The organism is Saccharothrix sp. ST-888 (genome assembly GCF_000955975.1).
In the GTDB taxonomy this organism is placed as follows: domain Bacteria; phylum Actinomycetota; class Actinomycetes; order Streptomycetales; family Streptomycetaceae; genus Kitasatospora.
In genome coordinates, this window is sequence record NZ_JYJF01000052.1 from 22198 (window position 1) to 46168 (window position 23971).

23 protein-coding genes are annotated in these 23971 nt (G+C 72.9%); 11 read left to right on the forward strand and 12 right to left on the reverse strand.

Annotated elements, in window-relative coordinates; translation table 11 throughout:
• The first annotated feature begins 64 nt into the window (after positions 1–64).
• A complete protein-coding gene (locus UK12_RS17930) occupies positions 65–1504 on the forward strand; it encodes a S28 family serine protease (protein WP_063838280.1) in 1440 nt (479 codons plus the stop codon).
• Positions 1505–1606: 102 nt separating this feature from the next.
• On the opposite strand, the gene UK12_RS17935 is transcribed toward UK12_RS17930, so the two are convergent.
• From UK12_RS17935 to UK12_RS17965, 7 genes are all read right to left on the reverse strand, one after another.
• On the reverse strand, positions 1607–2443 hold the full coding sequence (locus tag UK12_RS17935) for a PhzF family phenazine biosynthesis protein (protein WP_045304022.1): 837 nt from the start codon (positions 2441–2443) through the stop codon (positions 1607–1609).
• Between the two features lie 79 nt (positions 2444–2522).
• Entirely contained in the window at positions 2523–3038 is a 516-nt protein-coding gene (locus UK12_RS17940) for an HAD domain-containing protein (RefSeq protein ID WP_045304023.1), read from the reverse strand.
• A gap of 72 nt (positions 3039–3110) precedes the next feature.
• The gene (locus tag UK12_RS17945) at positions 3111–4382 is read right to left on the reverse strand and encodes an MFS transporter (protein WP_156178786.1); all 1272 of its coding nucleotides are present in this window, start codon (positions 4380–4382) and stop codon (positions 3111–3113) included.
• A gap of 86 nt (positions 4383–4468) precedes the next feature.
• The gene (locus UK12_RS17950) at positions 4469–5161 is read right to left on the reverse strand and encodes a dienelactone hydrolase family protein (protein ID WP_045304025.1); all 693 of its coding nucleotides are present in this window, start codon (positions 5159–5161) and stop codon (positions 4469–4471) included.
• Between the two features lie 183 nt (positions 5162–5344).
• On the reverse strand, positions 5345–6808 hold the full coding sequence (locus UK12_RS17955) for a sugar porter family MFS transporter (RefSeq protein WP_442973816.1): 1464 nt from the start codon (positions 6806–6808) through the stop codon (positions 5345–5347).
• 79 nt (positions 6809–6887) lie between these two features.
• On the reverse strand, positions 6888–7520 hold the full coding sequence (locus tag UK12_RS17960; protein ID WP_045304027.1) for an FMN-binding negative transcriptional regulator: 633 nt from the start codon (positions 7518–7520) through the stop codon (positions 6888–6890).
• A gap of 15 nt (positions 7521–7535) precedes the next feature.
• On the reverse strand, positions 7536–8201 hold the full coding sequence (locus UK12_RS17965; RefSeq protein ID WP_045304028.1) for a pyridoxamine 5'-phosphate oxidase family protein: 666 nt from the start codon (positions 8199–8201) through the stop codon (positions 7536–7538).
• Positions 8202–8236: 35 nt separating this feature from the next.
• On the opposite strand from UK12_RS17965, the gene UK12_RS17970 reads away from it, so the two are divergent.
• Both UK12_RS17970 and UK12_RS17975 read left to right on the forward strand, forming a co-directional pair.
• On the forward strand, positions 8237–9574 hold the full coding sequence (locus UK12_RS17970) for an aminotransferase class I/II-fold pyridoxal phosphate-dependent enzyme (protein WP_045304029.1): 1338 nt from the start codon (positions 8237–8239) through the stop codon (positions 9572–9574).
• Positions 9575–9764: 190 nt separating this feature from the next.
• Positions 9765–10934 carry a GDSL-type esterase/lipase family protein gene (locus UK12_RS17975; protein WP_197084962.1) on the forward strand — a complete coding sequence of 390 codons (1170 nt, stop codon included), beginning with the start codon at positions 9765–9767 and terminating at the stop codon, positions 10932–10934.
• Between the two features lie 9 nt (positions 10935–10943).
• Here the strand turns inward: UK12_RS17975 and UK12_RS17980 are convergent, their stop codons facing one another.
• On the reverse strand, positions 10944–12347 hold the full coding sequence (locus UK12_RS17980; protein WP_045304030.1) for a glycoside hydrolase family 47 protein: 1404 nt from the start codon (positions 12345–12347) through the stop codon (positions 10944–10946).
• 169 nt (positions 12348–12516) lie between these two features.
• Complete coding sequence (locus UK12_RS17985) at positions 12517–13875, reverse strand: NAD(P)/FAD-dependent oxidoreductase (RefSeq protein ID WP_045304031.1); 1359 nt, start codon at positions 13873–13875, stop codon at positions 12517–12519.
• A gap of 137 nt (positions 13876–14012) precedes the next feature.
• Here UK12_RS17985 and UK12_RS17990 point away from each other — a divergent pair, with 137 nt between their 5' ends.
• The 7 genes from UK12_RS17990 to UK12_RS18020 all read left to right on the forward strand — a co-directional run bounded on the left by UK12_RS17990 (position 14013) and on the right by UK12_RS18020 (position 20134).
• Positions 14013–14768, forward strand: coding sequence for a HipA family kinase (locus UK12_RS17990; RefSeq protein WP_045304032.1), 756 nt, complete (start codon positions 14013–14015; stop codon positions 14766–14768).
• A complete protein-coding gene (locus tag UK12_RS17995) occupies positions 14765–15205 on the forward strand; it encodes a DUF3037 domain-containing protein (protein WP_082119721.1) in 441 nt (146 codons plus the stop codon). Before UK12_RS17990 ends, UK12_RS17995 begins: the two co-directional genes overlap by 4 nt.
• Before the next feature lie 172 nt (positions 15206–15377).
• Positions 15378–15818 (forward strand): MarR family winged helix-turn-helix transcriptional regulator, encoded by a 441-nt coding sequence (locus tag UK12_RS18000; protein ID WP_045304033.1) that lies wholly within the window; start codon positions 15378–15380, stop codon positions 15816–15818.
• Positions 15819–15981: 163 nt separating this feature from the next.
• Positions 15982–16818, forward strand: a complete 837-nt coding sequence (locus UK12_RS18005; protein ID WP_045304034.1) for a hypothetical protein — start codon at positions 15982–15984, stop codon at positions 16816–16818.
• 152 nt (positions 16819–16970) lie between these two features.
• A complete protein-coding gene (locus UK12_RS18010; RefSeq protein ID WP_045304035.1) occupies positions 16971–17699 on the forward strand; it encodes a YcnI family copper-binding membrane protein in 729 nt (242 codons plus the stop codon).
• A gap of 308 nt (positions 17700–18007) precedes the next feature.
• Positions 18008–19438 carry an adenylosuccinate lyase gene (purB, locus tag UK12_RS18015; RefSeq protein WP_045304036.1) on the forward strand — a complete coding sequence of 477 codons (1431 nt, stop codon included), beginning with the start codon at positions 18008–18010 and terminating at the stop codon, positions 19436–19438.
• 201 nt (positions 19439–19639) lie between these two features.
• On the forward strand, positions 19640–20134 hold the full coding sequence (locus UK12_RS18020; protein WP_045304037.1) for a hypothetical protein: 495 nt from the start codon (positions 19640–19642) through the stop codon (positions 20132–20134).
• Between the two features lie 29 nt (positions 20135–20163).
• Here the strand turns inward: UK12_RS18020 and UK12_RS18025 are convergent, their stop codons facing one another.
• A complete protein-coding gene (locus UK12_RS18025) occupies positions 20164–21645 on the reverse strand; it encodes an MFS transporter (protein ID WP_045304047.1) in 1482 nt (493 codons plus the stop codon).
• Positions 21646–21817: 172 nt separating this feature from the next.
• Here UK12_RS18025 and UK12_RS18030 point away from each other — a divergent pair, with 172 nt between their 5' ends.
• Positions 21818–22609 (forward strand): S1 family peptidase, encoded by a 792-nt coding sequence (locus tag UK12_RS18030; RefSeq protein ID WP_045304048.1) that lies wholly within the window; start codon positions 21818–21820, stop codon positions 22607–22609.
• A gap of 200 nt (positions 22610–22809) precedes the next feature.
• Here UK12_RS18030 and UK12_RS18035 read toward each other — a convergent pair whose 3' ends face one another.
• Positions 22810–23271, reverse strand: a complete 462-nt coding sequence (locus UK12_RS18035) for a helix-turn-helix domain-containing protein (protein WP_045304038.1) — start codon at positions 23269–23271, stop codon at positions 22810–22812.
• Positions 23272–23497: 226 nt separating this feature from the next.
• Positions 23498–23971 (reverse strand): tyrosine-protein phosphatase (locus tag UK12_RS18040; protein WP_045304039.1); only part of this gene is annotated, 474 nt, incomplete at its 5' end.

Genomic DNA, 23971 nt, shown 5'->3' on the forward strand with positions numbered 1-23971 from the left:
AGCGTGGTGGGGCTCGACCGGGACCGTGTGATCCCTCCGACGACCCACCAGGCATGGAGAGTTGATGCGCAATCTGCTCCGCGGGCTGCTGGCGGCAGCCCTGCTCATACCGGCGCTGGGTCTGGGGTCGGTGCTGCCGGCCACCGCGCAGACCCGTACGTCCGTCGGCGCCGCCACGACGGCCGGTGTCGACATCCGGGACCGGCTGGCCGCCCTCCCCGGGGTGACCGTCACCGAGGAGAAGCCGGCCCCCGGATACCGGTACTTCCTGCTGACGTACACCCAGCCGGTCGACCACTTCAAGCCCTGGCTGGGCACCTTTCAGCAGCGGTTCAGCGTGCTGCACCGGGGTGAGGACCGGCCGACGGTCTTCTACACCAACGGGTACACCCTGGGCACCACCCCGTCCCGGACGGAACCGACCCGGCTGCTCGACGGCAACCAGGTCTCCATCGAGTACCGCTACTTCACCCCCTCCCGCCCGGTGCCCACCGACTGGACCAAGGCCGGGATCCGGCAGGGCGCGGCCGACGCACACGCGATCATCGCCGCCCTCAAGCGGGTCTACGGGCAGAAGTGGATCTCCACCGGAGCCAGCAAGGGCGGCATGTCCTCGGTCTACCACCGCCGTTTCTACCCGAACGACGTGGACGGCACGGTCGCGTACGTCGCGCCCAATGAGGTGAACGACCGCGACGACTCCGCCTACACCGCCTTCTTCCAGCAGGTCGGCACCCCCGAGTGCCGCACGGCGCTGCGCACCGCGCAGCGCGAGCTGCTCGTCCGCCGGAACACCCTGGAGCCGCGCTACGCCGCCGACAACGCGGCCAAGGGCAACACCTTCGAGGTCATGGGCAGCGCCGACCGGGGCTACGAGGCCGGGGTGCTGGACGTGGTCTGGAGCTTCTGGCAGTACGCCACCGAGGCCGACTGCGCCACCGTGCCGCCGGTGACCGCCACCGACGATCAGCTCTACACCTGGTTCGACGCCCACTCGGGCATCACCTCGAACTCCGACGGCTCGCTGGCCCAGTACACCGCGTACTACTACCAGGCGGGCACCGAACTCGGTGCGCCGAGCTTCGACGTCTCCTACCTGAAGGGCCTGCTGCACTACGACTACAAGCAGCTGTACGCACCGCGCAGCTACGTGCCGCGCTCCATCCCGATGCACTTCGACCCGGGGGCGATGCGCGACATCGACCACTGGGTGCGGCAGTCCGCGCGGCGGATTCTCTTCGTCTACGGGGCGAACGACCCCTGGGGTGCCGAACGCTTCACGCTCGGGCGGGGCAGCCGGGACAGCTATGTCTACACCGTGCCCGGCGGCAACCACGGTTCGAAGATCGCCGGTCTGACGGCGGACGAGTCCGCGGCGGCGACGGCGAAGCTGCTCGCCTGGGCGGGGGCGCCGGCCGGGCCGTCGCTGACCCAGGGGCACCAGGCTCCGTCGTTCGGCGCGCTGGACGCGGAGGGTCTGCGACTGGAGCGCAACCGGCTCTGAGGCCGATCGGCTCCGATCCGGATTCGTCCGGCCGCCGATCTGCTCCGGCACCGACTGGCTCGGTGCCGGAGCAGGCCGGAGTGCGACCGGGTCCGGGTGCGATCAGTTCTGCGGCGGCTCGGGACGGCTGAGCAGGGTGCCGTCCAGGACGGTGACTGCCCGGCCGGAGAGCCGGACCCGGTCGCCCGCGAGTTCGCAGACCACCAGACCGCCTCGGCGGGAGGCCTGGTACCCCGTCAGCCGGGTGCGGCCGAGCCGCTCGGCCCAGTAGGGGGCCAGTGCGGTGTGGGCGCTGCCGGTGACCGGGTCCTCCGGGATGCCGGAGGCCGGGCCGAAGAAGCGGGAGACGAACTGGTATGCCCCCGAGGGGTCGTCGGCCAGGGCGGTGACCAGCACGCCCCGGGTGGGCAGCGCGGCGACGGCGGCGAGGTCGGGGGAGAGTGAACGGACGGTCTTCTCGTCCGGGAGCAACACCAGCAGATCGGCCAGCGCTCCGGTGTCGAAGCTGCCGAGCACCGGGGTGCCGAGGGCCTCGGCGAGCCCGTCCGGGTCGGGGATCGGCATGTGCGGGTTGGCCGGGAAGTCCAGGGTGTAGCTGCCGTCCTGCTCGGGGCGGGCCGGCAGGACGCCGCTGCGGCTGCCGAACCTGACCCAGTCCGGGCCGAGCAGGCCGTCGGAGTGCAGGGCGTGCAGGGTGGCCAGGGTGGCGTGCCCGCAGAGGTCGACCTCGTGGGCGGGGGTGAACCAGCGCAGCCACCAGTCCGCTTCGCCGCCCGCGGGGAGGGGCAGGGCGAAGACGGTCTCCGAGAGGTTCATCTCGACGGCGACCTGCTGCATCCAGCCCTCGTCGGGCCAGTCGGGGCCGTCCAGCAGGCAGACGGCGGCGGGGTTTCCGGCGAAGGGCCGGTCGGTGAAGGCGTCGACGACTCTGATCCGCATGCTGCCAACCGTACGGGCTGCGGACGGCTTCGACCAAGGCCAATTGACGGCAAGTGGACTGAGATCGCTGCGGCCGGGCTCAGTCCGTGCGCGGCCGCCGCCGGGCGGCCGGCGGGCGCTTCAGCAGCCGGTCCACGTGGTGGCGCTGGAGTCCCTCGCCGGGGTCGACGGGGAGCAGCAGCCGGTCCCGGCGCAGCCGGGAGTTGCGGACCAGCCGGCCCGGGATCAGGTCGTCGACCCAGGCGAACGGCCGCCCGTCGGCGAAGCGCAGCAGCGGTGCCCACTTGAACGCCCGGAAGAGGTCCATCAGCGGCACCCTCGGGTCGTCCGGCTGCGGGACGTACCCCGCGAAGTGCACCACGGGCAGCTCGGGGAGGCCGAGCAGGGGCGAGATGTGGACGTTGGCCTGGTCCTCCCAGGTGGTGGCCCAGCAGAGCTGGTAGTGCTCGGCGAGCTCGCGCAGCCAGTCGCCGTGGCGGGGGGAGAGCAGGACGCGGTAGCCGAGCAGGGTGTGGGTCTCGAAGCCGGCCTCGGGGTCCGGGCAGACCGGGTTGAGCACGCCGTCGACGTCCAGGAACAGCAGTGGTGCGGGCATACGGCTCTCCCCGGGTGGCGACTCTGTCACCTGGGGGACGAACGGAGTCCGGTTTAGGTTGCCGCCGGACGGTCACCCGGCGGCGACCGTCTCCCGGACAGGGCTCGGGGCGGCGGCGGTGCGGGAGAGCCGGCGGACCTCGGGGACCACCGGGGCCGCCGCGGCGAGCAGCAGGGTGACGGCGGCGCAGGTCCAGGTCGCGCCGTCGAGGCCGAGCGCGTCGGCGGCGGGCCCGGCCAGTGCGGTGCCGACCGGGGTGAGCGCGAGCGAGCCGAGCGCGTCGTACGCGGACACCCGGGACATCAGCTCGGTGGGGATCTCCTGCTGGAGGGCGATCATCCAGTTCACCCCGAAGACGGTGACCCCGGCTCCGCTGGCGAACATCGCGCCGCAGACCGGGGCCAGCGGGGCGTGCAGCGCCAGGGCCAGGCCGGGCAGGGCGAACAGGAAGACGCCGTAGTTGCCGACCAGCAGGAGCCGGCGCGGCTGCCAGCGGGCCATCAGGAGGCCGGTGGAGAGCAGCCCGACGCCGAAGGCGGCCATCGCGACACCCCAGCTGCGCGCACCGCCCAGCCGCTGCTGGGCGATCACCGGGCCGTACACCGCCTCGACCGCGGTGATGCAGGTCATCACCACCGAGAACTGGAGCACCACGGCCCACAGCCAGCGTCGGCCGACGAACTCCCGCCAGCCCTCGCGCAGTTCGTGCACCAGGCTGGAGCGGTCCGGCCCGGCCTGGGCCGCCGGGACCCGCAGGAGGAACCGCAGTCCGGCGGCGGCCGCGTAGGCGAGCGCGTCGATGCCCAGTACCCAGCCCGGTCCGACCGCGGCGACCAGGGCCCCGCCGAGGGCGGCACCGCCGATCTGGGCGCCGTTCTGCGCCATCCGGAAGACCGAGAAGGCCGTGGCGGCGCTCTCCTTGGGTACGGTCTGCATCAGCAGCCCCTCGGCGGCGGGGCCGTAGAACGCCTGGCCCGCGCCGCCGGCGGCCGCGAGCAGGGCCAGCTGCCAGAGCCGGACACCGCCGGTCAGCACCAGCGTGGCCAGCGTCAGTTGGGAGAGCGCGTTGAACAGGTTGGCGGCGACCATGACCCGGTGCCGCGGCAGCCGGTCGGCGAGGGTGCCGCCGACCAGCAGCAGGAGCACCAGCGGGACCAGCCGGGCGGCTGTGACGTACCCGACGTTGGTGGTGTTCCCGCCGCTCTCCAGGACCGCGAAGGCGGTGGCGATCGGGGCGCCCGCGTTGCCGAGGCCGCTGACCACCGTCGCGGCGGTCTGGATCCGGTAGTTGCGGTCGGCCCAGCCGAACGGGCCGCGGGGTTCCTGCTCCTGCTGGCTGCTCACCTTCGAGACTATGGTGGCCGCGGTCCGGCAGTGTCCATCCGATTACCGGTGGCCGGGCCGGTGCGGGCAGGGCCCGGCCGGCCGGGTCACCCGAGGTGGCCCCAGAGGAAGCTGAGTGTGCGCCGCCAGGCGACCCGGGCCTGGAGCGCGTCGTAGGTGCCCAGCAGGTTCTCCTCGTTCATGAAGGCGTGGCCGGCCGGGTAGAAGTGGATTTCGGGGCGGCGGTCGGTGGCCTCGCCGATCCGGATCGCGGCCTCGTCCACGGCGGCCACCGGGATCGAGCGGTCCCGCTCGCCGTAGTGGCCGAGCACATGGGCCGTCAGGCCCCGGTAGTCGTAGTCCGGATCTCCCGGCAGCCCGTAGAACGGCACCACGGCCGCGATCCGGTCGCCCTCCTGGGCGGCCAGGAGCAGTGCGAAGCCGCCGCCCATGCAGAAGCCGACCGCGCCCAGTGCGTCGCCGACCACCTGCGGGTGGCCGAACAGGAAGTCCACTGCGCCCCGGAGGTCCCGGGCGGCCTGCTCGACCGGCAGCTGCCGCAGCAGCCGGGCGGCCTCGTCCTTGTCGTGGGTGGTCTCGCCGCCGTACAGGTCCGGGGCGAGGGCGACGAACCCCTCGGCGGCGAACCTGTCCACGGTGTCGGCCAGTTGGGAGGTGATGCCCCACCACTCCTGGACGACCACCAGCCCCGGGCCGAGCCCCTGGGGCGGCAGGGCGAGGTACCCGTGTGCCGTCCGCCCGTTGCTGGGGAAGGTGACGTTCTGGCGGGAACCGCCCATGGCCTCTCTCCGTCGGGTGGGCCGCGTGAGCGGCGGGCAGCGCGCTCGGGTCGGGCCCGAGGGCAGCATGATGCATTGCAGGGGTACGGCTTGGCCAGGTACCGGCGCCGGGCCGATCGGGTGAGCGGCACGGCGGGTCCTGCGCCGTCGGCGGCCCGGTGTCCGAAGGAACCGGGGGCCGGGTCAGCCCATCTCCTCCAGCGGACGGCCCTTGGTCTCCCTGATGCAGTAGGCCACGAAGGGGATGGAGAGCAGCGCGAAGCAGGCGTAGATCACGTACGTCGCCGACAGGTTCCAGTCGGAGAGGCTCGGGAAGCTCACGGTGATGGCCCAGTTGGCGATCCACTGGGCCGAGGCGGCGACCGACAGGGCCAGCGCCCGGATCCGGTTGGGGAACATCTCGCCCAGCAGGACCCAGACCACCACGCCCCAGGAGAAGGCGAAGCAGAGCACGAAGACGTGTGCGGCGATCAGCGCCGTCGTCGCGTAGGCGTTCGCCAAGGTCGCGGTGGAGCCCGTGCCGACCCGGTGCGAGAAGGCCCAGGCTGCGGTGCCGAGCGCGAGCGCCATGCCCGTCGAACCGGCCAGCGCCAGCGGCTTGCGGCCGATCCGGTCCACCAGGACCATCGCGATCAGCGTGCCGATCACGTTGATGATCGAGGTGGAGAGGCTGATCAGCAGGGAGTTGCTCTCGTTGATGCCGACCGACTGCCACAGGAACGACGAGTAGTAGAAGATCACGTTGATGCCGACGAACTGCTGGAACACCGAGGCGCCGATACCGACCCAGACGATCGGCAGCAGGCCGAACCGGCCGCCCGTCAGGTCCTTGGCCCGGGGCTTGTGGGCGGAGGCGAGCACCGCGCGGATCTCCGCCACCCGGGTGTCCAGGTCGACGTTCGGGCCCTCCACCTCGGCCAGTACCTCGCGGGCCCGGTCCTCCCGCTGGTCGGCGATCAGGTAGCGCGGGGACTCGGGGATGGCGAGCGCCATCAGCCCGTAGACGATCGCCGGGATGGCCTCCACCCCGAGCATCCACTGCCAGGCCTGGATCCCGCCCAGGTGGCCGGTGGACTCGCCGCCGGCGGCCTGGTTCAGGGCCCAGTTGGCCAGCTGGGAGATGGTGATGCCGAGCACGATGGCCAGCTGCTGGAAGGAGGCCAGGCGCCCCCGGTAGGCGGTCGGGGCGACCTCGGCGATGTAGGTGGGGGCGATCACCGAGGCGATGCCGATCGCGATGCCGCCGACCACCCGCCAGAAGGCCAGCAGTTCGATCGAGGGCGGGAACATCGAACCGACGCCGCTGACCGCGAAGAGCACGGCGGCCAGCAGCATGGTCCTGACCCGGCCGAGGTGGTCGGCCAGCCGTCCGGCGATCACCGCGCCGACGGCCGAGCCGAGCAGGGCGATCGCGACCACGAAGGCGGTCTCGGCGTTTCCGACCCCGAAGTGCTTCTGGATGCCCGTCACCGCGCCGTTGATGACGGCGCTGTCGTAGCCGAACAGGAAGCCGCCCATCGCGGCGGCCGCCGAGATGAAGATGACGTGCCCGAGATGGGCCTGGTCGGCCTGCTGGGTGGGAGAGGTGCTGGACAGGACGGGCTCCCGGGGGTCGACGGCCCGCCCGCTCGGCCGGATGGAAGAGATCCACCGCTCATTCCATCAGCCGGGCCCACCGATTGCGCGTTGTGCGGCTTTCAGGGTGAACCGCCCAAGACCGCCCGGGTCAGCTCTCGACCGGGCAGCCGGTGCGCAGGGCGTTGCGCCGCAGCACCTGCGCCCGTACGGCGGCGTCCAGGCCCTGCGCGCGCTCGGCCAGGCGGTCGGCGAGGGCGGCCTGCGCCTCGACCGGCTTCTTGTCGTCGTACTTGAACTTCGCCCTGACCTCGCGCACGGTGAGGCGCAGGCCGCGCAGCCCGGAGAGCTGCGGGCCGTACGGCTCCTGGCCGGGCGTCACCCGGACCTCGGGGGACTCCGGCTGGAAGTGCGCGAGTTGGCGGTTCAGGATCTCCGCCTTGCCCGCCGGGTCCTCGACGATCTCCGCCGTGCAGGCGAACTGGACCGAGGCGTAGAAGCTGGTCGGCACGCCGGTGCGCCAGTGGCCCGGGGCGAAGGCGTAGTCGTCGGTGACCGTGAGGGTCACCTGCGGATCGGCGCGGACGGCGGCCCACAGCGGGTTGGGCGCGGCGAGGTGCAGCACGATCTCGCCCCGGTCGGCGTCCAGCAGGAAGTGGGTGGGCACCAGGACCGGGCCGCTGCCCGCCGGGCCGTTGGCCGCCAGGGTGCCGAAGTCGCGGCCGGCCGCGAGCCAGGCGCGCCACTCGGCCTCGGTGCCCCGGTCCCAGGGTCTGATCAGCATCGGATTCCCCTCCCGTCAGCGGAAGTCGCGCAGGTAGTCCGGCAGCGGCACGGCGGTCGAGGAGTGCGGCTCGGGGGCGTCGTGCACCGTGCGGACCGGGACGACACCGGACCAGTACGGCAGGTCGAGGTCCTCCTCGTCGTCGTTCGCGCCGTCGTCGCGGGTCTTCGCCGAGACCTCGTCGAGCACCAGGCGCACCACCGCGGTCGCGGCCAGCTCCTTGGCGTTCGGCCGGCGGACGTCGCCCGAGCGGCCCGGCACCGCGTGGTCGACCAGGGCGTCCAGGGCGATCGCCAGCTCGTCCGGGTCGGTCACCTGGTGGGCGACGCCGTGGGCCACCACCGAGCGGAAGTTGACGGAGTGGTTGAAGGCCGACTTGGTCAGCACCAGGCCGTCCACCAGGGTCACCGTGACGCAGACCGGCAGCCCCTGGTCGGGACCGGCGCCGCGGATCGGGCGGCTGCCCGTCGAGCCGTGCACATAGAGGCGGTCGCCGACCCGGGCGTAGATGGTCGGCAGCACCACCGGCGCGCCGTCGGCGACGAAGCCCAGGTGGCAGATGTACGAGCTGTCCAGGATCGCGTGGATGGCCTCGCGCTCCCAGGTGGCCCGGTCGCGGTAGCGGGTCGGCGTGGTGCGCTCGTTGCGGGTGTACGTGGCGCCGGAAGAGCTGCCGGACATGACATCTCCCTATGTACTAGTGCATAATCGGGTTTGTGCTAGGAGACTATCGGATCAAGGGACGCCGTGCCAATGACATCGCGGCCGACATCGAACACGCGGTCGACACCGGCGAACTGGCGCCGGGTGCCGCCCTCCCGCCGCTGCGCGACCTGGCCGGGGAGCTGGGCGTCAACCCCAACACCGTCGCCGCCGCCTACCGGCTGCTGCGCGACCGGGGCGTGATCGAGACCGCCGGCCGCAAGGGCAGCCGGATCCGGCCCCGGCCCGTCACCACCCCGCGCGACCAGATCCGCATCCCCGTCCCGCCCGGCGCCAGCGACCTCTCCGCCGGGAACCCGGACCCCGCGCTGCTCCCCGCCCTCGGCCCGGCCCTCGCCGTCGCCGCCGCCCGGGCCGACCGCGACCCCGTCCTCTACGGGCACCCCGCTGCCGACCAGGGACTGCTCGACCTGGCCCGCGCCGCCTTCCTCGCCGACGGTGTCCCCGACGGCCGACTCGCCGTCTGCTCCGGCTCGTTGGACGCGATCGAGCGCATCCTCACCACCCAGCTGCGCCCCGGCGACCCGGTCGCCGCCGAGGATCCGGGCTGGGGCAGCCTGCTCGACCTGCTGCCCGCGCTCGGGTTGCGCCCGGTGCCCGTGCGCCTGGACGACGAGGGGCCGCTGCCCGACTCGCTCGCCGAGGCGCTGGCCGCCGGGGCCCGCGCGGTGATCGTCACGGTCCGGGCGCAGAACCCGACGGGCGCCGCGCTCACCCCCGCCCGCGCCGCCGCGCTGCGGGCCGTGCTCGCCGAGCATCCCGGGGCGCTGCTGATCGAGGACGACCACGGCCACGGCATGGTCGACCAGCCCTATCTGCCGCTCGTCGGGCCCGCCGCGACGCGCTGGGCCGTGGTGCGCTCGGCCGCCAAGGCGTACGGCCCGGACCTGCGGGTCTCGCTGGCCATCGGCGACCAGGAGACGATCGGCCTGGTGCTGGGGCGCCAGCGGCTGGACACCGGCTGGGTCAGCTTGCTGCTCCAGCGCACCGTCGCCGAGCTGTGGCGCACCGACGCCGCGCCCGCCTCCCGGGTGGCCGCCGTGTACCGGGCGCGCCGCGACGCCCTGCTGGCCGCCCTGGCGGCGTACGGGATCGAGGCGCACGGTGCCAGCGGGCTCAACGTCTGGGTGCCGGTGCCGGACGAGCCCGGGGTGGTCGCGGCCCTGGTGCAGTCGGGCTGGGTGGTGGCGCCCGGCGCGCGCTACCGCATGCAGTCGCCGCCCGGGATCCGGATCACCACCGCAGGTCTCGACCCGGCCGAGGCACCCCGCCTGGCGGCCGATCTGGCGGGCATCCTGCGCTCCTCGGGCGGTCGCTCACGGCTGATCTGACGGTACGTCAGAAATCGGAACCCGCCCTCCGAAGGCCGTGCACGTCTGACAGTCGGAAGAAAGTCACTTCCGATACCTAGCGGTAACAACCGTGGGCATGCCACATTTTGGGCGCCCCCGGCCGGCGGCACACACCCTCACCCGCGCCTCCCGTCCCCACGTACGCGAGGCCGTCCGCAGGAGTTTCGCCGTGCTCGATAGGTTCTGTACGACCGAAGGTTCCCGCACCGCCAGACGACTGGCCACCCTGCTGTCAGCAGCGGCTCTCGCCGTGCCGCTGCTGACCCTGGCCACGCCGGCCGAGGCCGCCACCGGCCCCACCGCGAGCGTCTCGCTGGGCGACAGCTACATCTCCGGCGAAGCCGGTCGCTGGCAGGGCAGCAGCGACACCACCGGCGGCAGCCGGGACGGCACCGACCGGGCCTGGACCGGCAGTGGCTACGACGCCACCCGGGTCTACGGCAGCACGTTCGCGAGCGGCTGCGACCGTTCCGACAGCGCCGAGATCCGCACCGCGAAGATCGCCCAGGCCCAGATCAACCTCGCCTGCTCCGGTGCCACCACCGCGAACATCTTCCGCGCCGCCAACGGCGGCCAGTCCCTCAAGGGCGAGGCGCCGCAGGCCGATCAGCTCGCCACCGTCGCCGCGCAGAACAACGTCAAGCTGATCACGCTCTCGATCGGCGGCAACGACCTGGGCTTCGCCGACGTGATCAAGAGCTGCGCGGAGGACTACCTGATCTGGGGCTCCTCCTGCCGTGACGACGAGCAGTCCGCGATCGACTCGGCGATGCCGGACGCGATGGCGGGCGTGGCGAAGTCGATCGACGAGATCCGCGCGGTGATGTCGGCGGCGGGCTACGGCTCGGGGGACTACCGGCTGGTGCTCCAGTCCTATCCGTCGCCGATCCCGCGCAGCAGCGAGATGCGCTACCCGGAGAGCGGCTGGACCCGCGCGAACACCGGCGGCTGCCCGTTCTGGGACACCGACGCCGACTGGGCCAGGGACTCGATGACCCCCCAGGTGTCGAGTGCGCTCGCCCAGGTCGCGGCGGACAAGGGCGTGCAGTTCCTCGACCTGCGCGACACCCTGCAGGGCCGCGAGGTCTGCTCCACCTCGACCAGCCTCGCCTCGCCGTCCGTCAAGCCCTCCGCGACCACCAGCGAGTGGGCCCGCTTCGTGGACGCCGGACTGAGCGCCTCGCAGGGCACCACCCAGGAGTCGATGCACCCGAACTACTACGGCCAGCTCGCCCTGGGCCGCTGCCTCGCCCTGCTCTACGCCAAGTCCGGCGGCAACTACGCCTGTGGCAACACCGCGGGCCGGGACGCCTCCGGGATGTACCTGACGGCCGAGTAGCCGGCGCCGTCAGGAGCGGACGGCGCCGCGCAGCAGCTTCCCCTCGGTCGACAGCAGGCCGGTGCGGTAGTCGAAGCGCGGCGCCGCCGCGAAGATCAGATAGAGGTACTTGAGGTTCTCCGCGAACCAGTACCCGGGCGTCAGATCCCCGAGCCGGACCGGCGAGGCGGTGACGTCCTCGGTGACCGTGTACCCGCCCGAGACGCGCTGCCTGGACTGCACCGCCTGGAAGTAGCGGTACGCGGTCTGCCGGTACTCGTCCGCGCCGGTCAGCCGCCACAGGTCGAAGGCGGAGTTGGCGTACTCCGGCCGCAGGTCGTTGCGGGGGCTGCGGACATGGCCGGTCGCGTAGTCCACCAGCTCGGGCAGCAGCTGGTAGCGGTCCAGCAGGGTGGTCCAGGAGCGGTAGTAGGCGCGGCCGCTCTCCAGGTCGCCGCCCTTGCCGAGCAGCCCGGCGTAGAACGAGCCGAGCTCGGACTGCTCGCGCCCGGTGACCTTCCCGGTACTGAAGTCCACCTGGCGGAACCAGAGGTGGCCGCCCTGCTGCTCGGCCTGGTACTTGAGCGCGGCATCGGTCAGCAGCCGGTACCAGCCGCGCAGGTCGGCGTCGCCGAAGAGCTCGCCGCCGGCCCAGAGGTACTCGTAGAAGGAGTCCACCGGCGGGTTGGGCAGCTCGGAGGTGCCGTCCGTCCAGCGCCCCGACTCGATGTCCAGCGAGGTGCCGAGGAGATCGAGCGAGGAGCGCTTGGCGACCACCGCGCGGGCGGCCGTCTTCGCCGCGCTCCAGTACCGGTCGTCGTCGGTGAGCCGGCTGAGCAGGCCGAACTCCAGCAGGTTGGTGCCGACTTCGGCCAGCGGGCTGGTGGAGCCGGAGACCGCTCCGGTGCGCAGGTTGACGTAGCGGTAGGGGAGCCGGCTGGGGGAGCGGGTGAAGGCGGGCAGCAGCCGGTCGGCCAACTCCCGGCAGCGGGCGAGAAGTTTGGGCCGCCCGGTGCACAGGTAGCCCGCGAGCAGGCCGCCGACCAGGCGGATCACCGCCTCGAAGACCTGGACCTCGGCGTCGACGGCCGGGTCGAAGTGCGCCTCGATCCAGTCGGCGGCCAGTGCCACCTCCTGGTCCTGCTCCATCAGCCACAGGGTGTCCAGCGCCTCGACGATGGACAGGCCGAAGCTGTGCCCCCTGGCGAAGAAGTCGTTCCGGCCGCCCGAGACCGGCCGCACCTCGTCGTAGCCCCAGGCCGCCCGCTTATACCCCTCCCAGCTGTGCAGGTACTCGGTGCGGACCTCCTTGGCGACCTCGGCGTCGGACGGCAGTCCGGCCGCTCCGGCGGAGCGGGGGAGGGCGGCGGTCGCGGTGGCCAGGGCGGCGGCACCGAGAACGGTACGGCGGCGGGGCAACGGGGCAGATCGCATGCCGCAGGACGCTAGTGGCCCGGCGGCCTGCGGCCGTCCAGGCACTCGGCCCGCGTGTCGGCGCTCCCGCGCAGGTCAGGACGGGAGCGCCGGTGTCAGGGTGGCGCGCCGGTTTCACTCGTACGGGTGGCGGCTCGGGCCGGGCCCGGCTCGGGCCGGCCGCCCGCGGTCAGCCCCTGGCCAGCAGGGACTGGGCGTGCTCGCGGACCTGGTCCCTGGTCAGGTACGAGTCCGTGTACTCGAAGTCGCGCAGCCGGGCGGGTTGGCGGGCCAGGAAGCCGATCCGGACGAAGTCGTCGCCGGCGGTCGCGTTGAGCAGCCAGTTGGCGCCGACCCGGAACTTGGCGGCATTGGTCCGCATCGCCATGATGTGGTATCCGCGAGCAACCAACTGGGCTGCGACGCCCTTGAGTTCGACGCCCAGTGGCTTGGAGACCGCGTCCTTGCCGCCGAGGTCCACCACCAGGCCGAGGTCCCGGTGGAAGTACGGCTGCAACGGCTCGTTGTGCAGTGCCGCGACCAGGTTGTCGGCCACCAGCCGTCCCTGGCGGGCGGCGTGCTGGGCGGTCGGCGGGCAGACCGCGCCGTCGCCCTTGGCGAGGTCGGGCACGGCGGCGGCGTCGCCCAGCGCGAAGACGGACTCGAACTGGGGCACCCGCATCTCGGCGGTGACCGCGACCCGGCCGCGGACCGTCTCGGCATCCAGCGTCCCGATCAGCGGGCTGGCGGTGACCCCGGCGGTCCAGATCAGGGTGCGGCACGGCAGGACCCGGCCGTCGGTGAACTTCACCGTCTCCGCGCCGACTTCGGCCACCGAGACACCGAGCGAGACCTCGATGCCCCGGGCCCGCAGCACCTGGAGCGCGGTGGTCCCCAGCTTGTCGCCCAGCTCGGGCATCAGCTTCGGGGCGATGTCGATCAGATGCCACTTGATCATGCCGGGGTCCAGCCGGGGGTAGCGCCTGGTCGCGGCGGTGGTCAGCCGCTGGAGGCAGGCGGCCGTCTCGGTGCCCGCGTAGCCGCCGCCGACCACCACGAACTGCAGCCGGGACTCCCGTTCGCGCTGGTCCAGGGTGGTCGAGGCGAGGTCGAGCTGGGCGATCACGTGGTCGCGCACGTAGGCCGCCTCGGCCAGCGACTTCATGCCGCGCGCGTAGTCGGTCAGGCCCGGGATGTCGAAGGACCGGGTGATGCTGCCGGGCGCCAGGACCAGGTGGTCGTACCTGAGCGCCGTCACCTCGTCGGTGACCTTGCGGACCACGCAGACCTTGGCGACCGGGTCCACCCCGATCGCCCCGCCCGGGACGATGTGGGTGCGGTGCAGGGTGCGGCGCAGCGAGACCGCCACCGACTGCGGGGTGAGCACCCCGGCCGCCACGTGCGGCAGCAGGGGCAGGTAGAGCTGGTAGCTGAACGGTGTGACCAGGGAGATCTCCGCCTCCGAGGCCGCGAGTCTGTGTTCCAGGCGGCGCGCGCACTCAAGCCCGGCGAAGCCGCCGCCGACTATCAGGATCCGAGGTCGCTCCATCGTCCATCCCTTGCGTGCCGGTCCGTGCGATACCAGGACAACTGTGACAACTGCTCGCCACGGTCCCACGACCGTTCGGGCCCTGCCACCGCAGCGGGCTGGGCGGGGTACGGCTGACGGGTCGGTAGGCTGGCGGGATGCTCACCGAGGTGACGGCGGTCCGCTACGTGACGCCACTGCGAGAAGGCGGCTCGATGCCGGGCCTGGTCGAGGCCGACGACCGTCGGCTCTACGTGCTCAAGTGGTCCGGCGCGGCCCAGGGGCGCAAGGCGCTGGTCGCCGAGGTGCTGGCGGGTGAACTGGGCCGGCGGCTCGGGCTGCCGGTGCCCGAGCTGGTACGGCTGGACCTCGACCCGGTGCTGGCCCGCAGCGAGCCCGAGCAGCAGATCCAGGAGCAGATCCGCGCCAGCGGCGGCGTCAACCTCGGGATGGCCTTCGTCAGCGGTGCGCTCAACTTCGACCCGCTCTGCTTCGAGGTCGACCCTGAGCTGGCCGGTCGGGTGCTCTGGTTCGACGCCCTGATCGGCAACGTGGACCGGTCCTGGCGCAACCCCAACCTGCTGATGGCCACCGGCGGCCTGCGGCTGATCGACCACGGTGCCAGCCTGATCTTCCACCACCACTGGGCGGGTTCGGCGAACTGGCCGCGCAAGCCGTACGACGCCTCGGACCACGCGCTGCTGCGCTCCGCCGGTGACCTCAAGGCGGTCGACGAGGAGCTGGCGGCACTGGCCGAGACGGCGCTGCCGCCGGCCGTCGAGGCGATCCCGGAGGAGTGGCTGACCGACGAACCGGGCTTCGACGACGCCCTGGCGGTCCGGGAGGCGTACCTGGAACGGCTGACCGCCCGGTTGGCGGGACCGCGCGACTGGCTGCCGGAGACGGCCGGATGAACACGAACGAGGGGCTGGGCCGGAGCGTGAACCGGACGACGAGCGGGGACGAGGGCGTCGAGTTGCATGACTACGAGTACGCGGTGATCCGCGCCGTCCCCCGGGTCGAGCGGGGCGAGTGCGTCAACATCGGCGTGCTGCTCTACTGCCGCCGCGCCGCGCACCTGGCGGCCCGCACCCACCTCGACCAGGGGCGGCTGCTCGCGCTGGACCCGGTGGCGGACGTGGCGGGCGTGCGGCGGGCGCTGCGCGGGATCGAGGCGGTCTGCGAGGGCGGGCCCGAGGCCGGTCCGGCTGCGGCGGACAGTCCCGGGCAGCGGTTCCGGTGGTTGACCGCGCCGCGCAGCGCGATCATCCAGCCGGGGCCGGTGCACACCGGGCTGACCGGCGACCCGGAGGGGGAACTGCGGAGGCTGTTCGAGCAGTTGGTGCTCTGACAGCGGGCTCGGGGCCCTGCGCGAGCCTGCCTGCGGACGCGCTGCGGTCGGTTGCGCAGCCCCTCGTACCTCGGGGGCCGCCGACCGCGTAAGGGAACGATCTGGTTGCGGAGAGTCGCTTGTGGTGATCAAAGCTGGAGTAACTGAAGCATGTGTGCGTAACCTGACCACCATGGGCTCCACAGCGACCAGTAGCGCACCGACCACCGCCGATCTGATGGAGGTGGTGGCCGCCGTCGGCGCCGCGTACTTCCAGGACTTCGCGGCTGCCGCTGCCAAGCACGGTCTCAACTCCTCGCAGGCGAAGGCGCTCAAGTCGGTCCAGGAGCCGGTGCCGATGCGCGCGCTGGCCGGACGGCTCGGCTGTGACGCCTCCAACGTCACCGGAATCGTGGACCGGCTGGAGGCGCTGGGGCTGGCGCAGCGCGAGGCGGCGGCCGCGGACCGGCGGGTGAAGATCGTCGCGATCACCGAGCAGGGCCGTGCGGTGCTGGGCCGGATCCGCGAGGACATGAGCCGCGCCCGTGCCGCCTTCGCCAGCCTGGACGACGAGCAGCGGGCCGCGCTGGAGTCGCTCTGCCGCCAGGTGCTTCCGCTGCTCTCCGGCCAGTAGCCGCCGGGCAGTTCGGGTACGCGGTCCGGTCGGCAGCGGCACCGGCCCGCGGGTGGGTCCGAGGTAGGGACGGCGTGCGGTCGGCCCCGGCCGGTCTCGGGACGGGCACGGTTCGGGGGACCGCGTCCGGTGCCACGGACAGGGATGCCATGATGGCCCGGCCATGTCTGCTGCCGGACCCGAGGCCGCGCCCGCGTCGGTGCGTGCCGCCGCTTTCGACCTTCGCGTACTGCGGGCCCTGCCCTTCGCGACGGTCTGCGTCGTGCTGGCCGCAGCAGGGCACACCGTGGCGTCCGGCAGTGCGCCGCCGCCGGGTGTGGTGCTGCTCGGCTGGCTCCTCACCTGCCTGGCCGCCACCGCTGCGGCCCGGCGGGAACGCTCGCTGTCCGCGATCACCGGTGGGCTTGCCGTGGGCCAGCTGGGCCTGCATGTCCTGTTCCACACCGCGCAGTCGCTGCAACGGTCCCAGCAGCTGCCCGGCACACCCGCCACGGCGCAGCTGCCGGGGATGGCCGCCATGCCGGGGATGGCCGCCATGCCGGGCATGGCGGGAGCCGTCGGCGGCCGGGCCGGTCCGGCGGCGACCCGGATCGGCGCACCGGTCGCACCGGCCGTACTCGGTCCGCACGCCCCGCTCGCGGCCACCGCGCACGCTGCCGTCTGGTGTCACGCGGCCTTCCTCGGACTGAGTCCCGCCATGCTCGTCGGCCACCTCGCCGCGACCCTCGCGGCGGGCTGGTGGCTGCGCCGGGGTGAGCGGGCCGTCTGGCGGATCGTCCGCAGCACCGCTCGGGCCGCCTCGGCCACCGCGTACGCCTGTGCCGTGCCGCTGCGTGCGGTCCTCGCGCTGATCGCCGCCCTGGACAACGGCCCCGGCGGCCGACGGGGGCTGCCCGCCGTGCGCCGGGCGGCCGCCGACAGCCGATGGCGGCTTCCGTCGTCGGCCCTGCTGCGGCACTTCGTGGTCAGGCGCGGGCCGCCGGTCGTGCCGGCTGTCTGACCGGCCCGAAACCCGAGCCCGTCGACAGCCGCCGTCGGCCCTGACCACATCCGCACGTATCGCCTGCCACGGGCGCCGCCGCCGGTTCCGCCCGGCTGCCCGCCCGTGCGCCGGTGCCTGCGTGCCCACTCCCGTTCGGAGTCCACACAGTCATGCGAATCCCCCTGAAGACCCGTACCCGCCGGGCGGCCGCCGCGACCGCCCTGGGCGCCGTGACCGTACTGCTGGCCGCCGTGCCCGCGTCGGCCCACGTCACCGTGCAGCCGTCCAGCGTGGCGAAGGACGCCACCGACCAGACGTTCGCGTTCCGCGTGCCCAATGAACAGCAGAAGGCCGACACGGTGACGGTCGAGATTGACTTCCCCACCGACCACCCGATCCCCTCCGCCCTGGTCGCACCGGTGCCCGGCTGGACCGACCAGATCCGGACGACCAAGCTCGCCACCCCGATCCACACCGACGACGGTGACATCACCGACGTCGTCTCCCAGATCGTCTGGACCGGCGGCCGGATCGCCCCCGGCCACTTCCAGGACTTCACCGTCGACTTCGGCGCGCTCCCCGGGGGCACCGACGCGGTGGTCTTCAAGGCCCTGCAGACCTACAGCGACGGCAGCATCGTCCGCTGGATCGAAGAGCCCAAGGCCGGACAGGCGGAGCCGGAGCACCCGGCACCGGTCCTCCACCTCACCGCCGCCGTGAGCGGGACGGTCGGCCAGGCCGACCCGGCCGGGCAGAGCCCGGCGGCGAGGAGCGGCAGTGACGCGACCGCCCGCGGCCTCGGTGTCGCGGGCATCGTGGTCGGCATCGCCGGTGGCCTGGCGGGTGTCGTGCTCGGCCGCCGGGGTCGGGGCACGGGCGGCCCGGCGGCTGCGGAGTAGCGGATACGGCCGGGGACCGGGACGCGGGCACCACCAGCGATGGAGGTGCCCGCGTCCCGGACCGCCGGCAGCGTGGATCCCCGGGCCGAGGCACCCGTCAACTGCCTTGCGGCGCGAGTAGATCGGGGTTGCTCTCCTTTCACCCCGGTCGGCCGGCGGAGACCGACCCCGCTGCGGTGGCCGACGGCAGGGCGGAGCTGGCCGGCCGGGTCGTCGTGGAGGTGCTCCGGTAGTCCGAGGCGCGCCCGGTCCGGCAGGCCCGAGTGCGCCGACGATCCGGCTGACCTCGACTGTTAGGCTTGCGAAGCGTGAGCGCGAAGCCCCAGATTCCCAATGTCCTGGCCTCTCGGTACGCCTCGGCGACCCTGGCCCAGCTGTGGTCCCCCGAGCACAAGGTGGTTCTTGAGCGCCACCTCTGGCTCGCCGTTCTGAAGGCCCAGCAGGACCTGGGCATCGAGGTGCCGGCCACCGCCGTCGCCGACTACGAGCGCGTGGTCGACCAGGTCGACCTCGACTCCATCGCCGCCCGTGAGCGGGTCACCCGGCACGACGTCAAGGCCCGGATCGAGGAGTTCAGCGAGCTCGCCGGGCATGAGCAGATCCACAAGGGCATGACCTCTCGGGACCTCACCGAGAACGTCGAGCAGCTGCAGATCCGGCAGTCCCTGGAGCACGTCCGCGACCGTACGGTGGCCGTCCTGGTCCGCCTCGGCAGCCTCTCCGCCCAGCACGCCGAGCTCGTGATGGCCGGCCGTTCGCACAACGTGGCCGCCCAGGCCACCACCCTCGGCAAGCGGTTCGCGACCGTCGCGGACGAGCTGCTGGTCGCCTTCCACCGCCTGGAGGAGCTGATCGCCCGCTACCCGCTGCGCGGGATCAAGGGCCCGGTCGGCACCGCCCAGGACATGCTGGACCTGCTCGGCGGCGACGCCGACAAGCTCGCCGAGCTGGAGCGCCGGGTGGCGGGCCACCTCGGCTTCGACAACGTGCTCACCAGCGTCGGCCAGGTCTACCCGCGCTCGCTGGACTTCGAGGTGGTCACCGCCCTGGTCCAGCTCGCCGCCGCGCCGTCCAGCCTGGCCAAGACGATCCGGCTGATGGCCGGTCACGAGCTGGTCACCGAGGGCTTCAAGGCCGGCCAGGTCGGCTCCTCGGCCATGCCGCACAAGATGAACACCCGCTCCTGCGAGCGCGTCAACGGCTTGGCCGTCATCCTGCGCGGCTACGCGTCGATGACCGCCGAGCTGGGCGGCGACCAGTGGAACGAGGGCGACGTCTCCTGCTCGGTGGTCCGCCGGGTCGCGCTGCCGGACGCCTTCTTCGCCTTCGACGGTCTGCTGGAGACCTTCCTGACCGTCCTCGACGAGTTCGGCGCCTTCCCGGCCGTGGTCGAGGCCGAGCTGGACCGCTACCTGCCGTTCCTGGCCACCACCAAGGTGCTGATGGGCGCGGTGCGGGCCGGTGTCGGCCGCGAGACCGCGCACGAGGTCATCAAGGAGCACGCCGTCGCCTCCGCGCTGGCGATGCGCGAGGGTGCCCGCGAGAACGCGCTGCTGGACCGGCTCGCCACCGACGGCCGGATCCCGCTGGACCGGGCCGAGCTGGACGCGCTGCTCGCCGACCGGCTCTCCTTCACCGGCGCGGCCGGTGCGCAGGTCGCCGAGATCGCGCGTCGGATCGAGGCCGTCGCGGCCGCCTACCCCGCAGCCGCGAAGTACGCGCCGGGCGACATTCTCTGACGCCTCCGGCGACGGATCCGAGGTGACGAGGGCCCCGTTCCGGCGGGGCCCTCGCGCGTGGTTCCGGTGAGTCGCCGCCGCATAAGGGCACCTACGATGCACTGGACCGAACACAAGGGGAGAGCATTCATGCGGGCGCAGCTCACACGTTGGTGGCAGCAGTCGGGGGGACGAAGGACCGGGTCGGCGAGGACGGTACGGGTGGCTGCCCTGCTGGCGGTCGGCGCGCTGGTCACCACTGGCTGCTCGGACGGCGACAAGGCCGCGCCGGTGCCGACCCGTGCGGTGAGCGAGTCCTCCGCTCCCGGGCAGCTGACCGTCAAGGTCGGCAGCACCGAGGACATGCCCGCCGTCACGATCACCGGCGCCACCGTCCGGCCGGGTGCCGACGGTGAGGGCGAGCTGGCGATGGTGGTGCACAACGACAGCTCCATTCCCGAGCACCTGGTGATGATCTCCTCCAGCGTGATGGGCGGCTCGGTGCTCAAGGCGCCCGGCAACGGCGGTACCGTCCCGCCGGTGGGTGTGCTGCTGCCGCCGGGCAGCTCCGCCACGTTCGGTACGCAGGACGGCTACCACGTGGTGCTCCAGCACCTGAACGTTCCGAGCGGCGCCAAGGAGGTGCCGGTGTCGGTGCTCTTCGCCCGCCTCGGCATGGTGCAGCTGAAGGCGATCGCCGGCGAGAAGCAGGGCTGACCGCCCGCGCCCCGTGCGCCCGGCCGTCCTCACTCGGGGCGGGCCTGGTGACCGGGATCGAGCGGGGGAGTGGTCGGCCCGCAGTACCACTCGCAGTCGGGCTCGGCGGTCGGGTGGTCCGGCGCGAGGGCGTCGCCGCGTACGGTGGCCAGGGCGAGCAGACCGCCTGCGGTGAGCAGCCCGGCGCAGATCAGCATCGCGGTACGGAAAGCGCTGTCGACCTCGCTCGGTACCCGGTACGCCTCGCCGGTCAGGCCGGAGAGCGCGGGCAGGGCGGCGACCGCGAACAGTCCGGCCGCTCGGGCGGCCGCGTTGTTGACGCCGCTGGCGATGCCCGCGCGGCGTACCTCGACGGCGGCCAGCACCGTCGCCGTCAGCGGCGCCACCAGCGTGGTCATCCCGGCGCCCAGCACCACCACGCCCGGCAGGACGTCGCGCCAGTACGAGGCGCCGACGCCGATCCGCAGCATCAGCAGCACGCCGCCCGCACACAGCAGCGGGCCGACGAAGAGCGGTAGCCGGGGGCCGATCCGGCGGCTCAGCTTCCCGGCCTGGCCGGAGAACGCCAGCATCAGCAGGGTGGTCGGCAGCAGTGAGATGCCCGCCTCCAGCGGTGCGAACCCGGCCACCGTCTGCAACTGGACCATCAGCAGCAGGAAGATCCCGCTGAACGCCCCGTACACGCAGAGCGTCACCAGGTTGACCGCCGTGAACAGGCGGGAGGAGAACAGCTCCAGCGGCAGCATCGGGTTGGGGCTGCGCCGCTCCACCAGCACGAAGAGCACGGCGAACACCAGGCCGAGCACCCCGGCCACGGCGGACAGCCCCCGCCCGCCCTCGGTCAGCGCGTAGGTGACCCCGCCGAGGGCGAACGCGGCGAGCACCGCCCCCTGGACGTCGAAGCGGCCGGCGGCGCGCTCGTCGCGGCTCTCCGGGACATGACGGATCGCCACCCAGCTGACGACCACGGCGAGCGGCACGTTCAGCAGGAAGATCCAGCGCCAGCCGGGACCGTCCACCAGCCAGCCGCCGAGGAAGGGCCCGACGGCTGCCGACACCCCGCCCAGGCCCGACCAGACGCCGACCGCCCCCGACCGGTCGTCCGGCCGGAAGGAGGCCTGGAGCATCGCGAGCGAGCCGGGGGTCAGCAGGGCGCCGCCGATGCCCTGCAGGGCGCGGGCGATGATCAGGACCTCGATCCCGGGCGCGATGGCGCAGGCCGCCGAGGCGGTGGCGAACCAGCAGACCCCGATCAGGAAGACCTTGCGCCTGCCGTAGCGGTCGCCGAGCGAGCCGCCGAGCAGGATCAGGCCGGCCAGGGTGAGCAGATAGGCGTTGACCGTCCACTGGAGCGCGGCCATCGGGGCGCCGAGGTCGGCGCCGATGCGGGGGAGGGCGACGTTCACCACCGTGCCGTCGAGCATCGCCATACCGGATCCGAGGGCCGTCGCGAGCAGTACCCAGCGGCCCTGTGCGGTGCCCAGGCGCAGGGCGCCGGCGGTGTCATCCATGGTCACGTCCCGATCCTCCGCCTGTGCCGGGGCGAACGCACCCCCTGGGCCGGACCTTTCTTTCGACTTCTGCCAGTCGCGGGTGGCAGGGTCCCGGCCCTGTCGGGCGGCCGGGCCCGGACTCGATGCTGGGCCTCCGGACGATGGGCCCCGGTCTGTGGTGGAGGAGAAGATGAGACGTCAGCTTGCTCGATGGTTCACGGTGGCGGCGAGTGCGGTGTTCGCCGTCGGTGCGCTGGTGCTCCCGGCGCACGCGTCCTCGCCCTCGCCGTCGCCGGGCGTGGTCGGTGGCACGCGGGCGAGTCAGGGCGAATTCCCGTTCATGGTGCGGCTTTCGATGGGCTGCGGCGGCGCGCTCTACACCCGGCAGATCGTGCTGACCGCCGCACACTGCGTCGACGGCACCGGCAGCAACAGCGGCATCACCGCCACCGCCGGCGCGGTGGATCTGCAGAGCAGCGGCGCGATCAAGGTGCGGTCGTCGTACGTCTACCAGGCGCCCTCCTTCACGGGGGCGGAGAACGGCAACGACTGGGCGCTGATCAAGCTGGCCTCGCCCGTCACCGGTAGCGCGGTCACCACCCTGCCGATCGCGGGCAGCACGGCGTACGACAGCGGGACCTTCACCATCGCGGGGTGGGGTGCCACTTCGGAGGGCGGGGGCCAGCAGCGGTACCTGCAGAAGGCGTCCGTACCGTTCGTCGACGACACCGCCTGCAGCTCGGCGTACCCCGGCCTGGTCGCCGGTGCCTCGATCTGCGCCGGGTACCAGGCCACGGGCGGAGTGGACACCTGCCAGGGCGACTCCGGCGGGCCGATGTTCCGCCGCGATGCGGCCGGGGCCTGGATCCAGGTCGGCATCACCAGCTGGGGTCAGGGCTGCGCCGAAGCGGGCTACCCCGGCGTGTACACCCAGGTGAGCACGTACGCCTCGGCCATCGCGGCGGCAGCGGCCCGACTCTGAGCACCGACTCCGCGCACCGACTCCGCGCACCGACTCCGCGCACCAACTCCGAGCACCAACTCCGAGCACCAACTCCGAGCACCGACTCTGAGTACCGCTGCTGTGCCCCCGGTGCCTCCCACTGATCGCGGGAGGCACCGGGGGCACGGTCGTCGGGCCGGAGCGGCAGGGCCGGCTCTCGCCCTCGCCCGGCGCGGCTGCTACGCGGGTGATCCCGGTCGGCCGCCGTCATTGAGCAACTCCATGACGGTGCTGATCACTTGATCGTATGCGGCCTCGTTGGTGCCGAGTGGCGACCAGCCTGCCAGCCGTGCGGCGCCGAGCAGTTGCTGCAACGCCTCCGGCGCGACCCGGTCGGTGCTCCGGCGCCTGCGCAGGGCCCGTCGCTCACGGTCCACGGCGGGCCAGAGGAAGCTCAACTCCCCGCCGGTGTCGAGGAGTCGGTCGGTACGCTCGGCCATCCCGACGGGCGGCCAGCGGCGGGTGGTCTCGACCCGGCTGATGTGCGAGTCGTGGTAGCCGAGGCGGCGGCCGAGTTCTGCCTGGCTCAGCCCGCGCAGGCGTCGCCAGTGCCGCAGCCGGTCGCCGAATCTGGCATGCGCGGACGTCGCCGAGTGCCGCTGGTGGGGCAGGAATTCGGGCGCGTACGGGCCGAGGGACACGGGACCTCCAGTGGGGTGGACGGACCGTCAGGAACCTCGCATTTGTTTGTCATGGACAGGTATCCCCGGGATTCCGAGCCGGTCAAACCGCCCTGACCGCAAGGGAGTTCGAAAGCCGAGCGACAGTACGGCCAAACGGGCCACCCGAACCGCCCCTCGGCCGGGGGCGCAGCGGGGGATCGGGCCACGGGAAGCGGGCTGTGGGCTACGGCGGTCGGCGGGCCGGTCAGACCGTGAGCCGGGCGCGCAGCGCGTCCACGGTCTCGTCCTTGAGGCCGAGGCCGGCGCGAGCGTAGCTCTCGGCGTCGCCCCACATCTCGGTCATGGTCTCGATCGCCGCCGCCAGATAGGACGGGTGGACGCCCAGCACGGCGTCCGCGATCTCCGGGTCGCCGCCCGCACTGGTGAAGGCCGCGACCTGCGGGGCGAAGGCCGCGCGCACCGCCGGACCGACCGCCAGGTACTCGTCCCGGACGGTCGGCTCGTCGGCGCCGAGCAGCAGCAGGATCAGGCTGACACCCCACCCGGTACGGTCCTTGCCGGCCGTGCAGTGGAAGAGCAGTGGGCCGCCCTCGCGCCGGGCCAGCGCGGTCACCAGCTGCTTGTAGGCGGCGCGGGCGGAGGCGGAGGTGACGAAGGCGCGGTAGTCCTTCTCCAGCGCCTGCCGGGCCCGGCCGCCGCCGAGGGTCCGGTTGGCCTT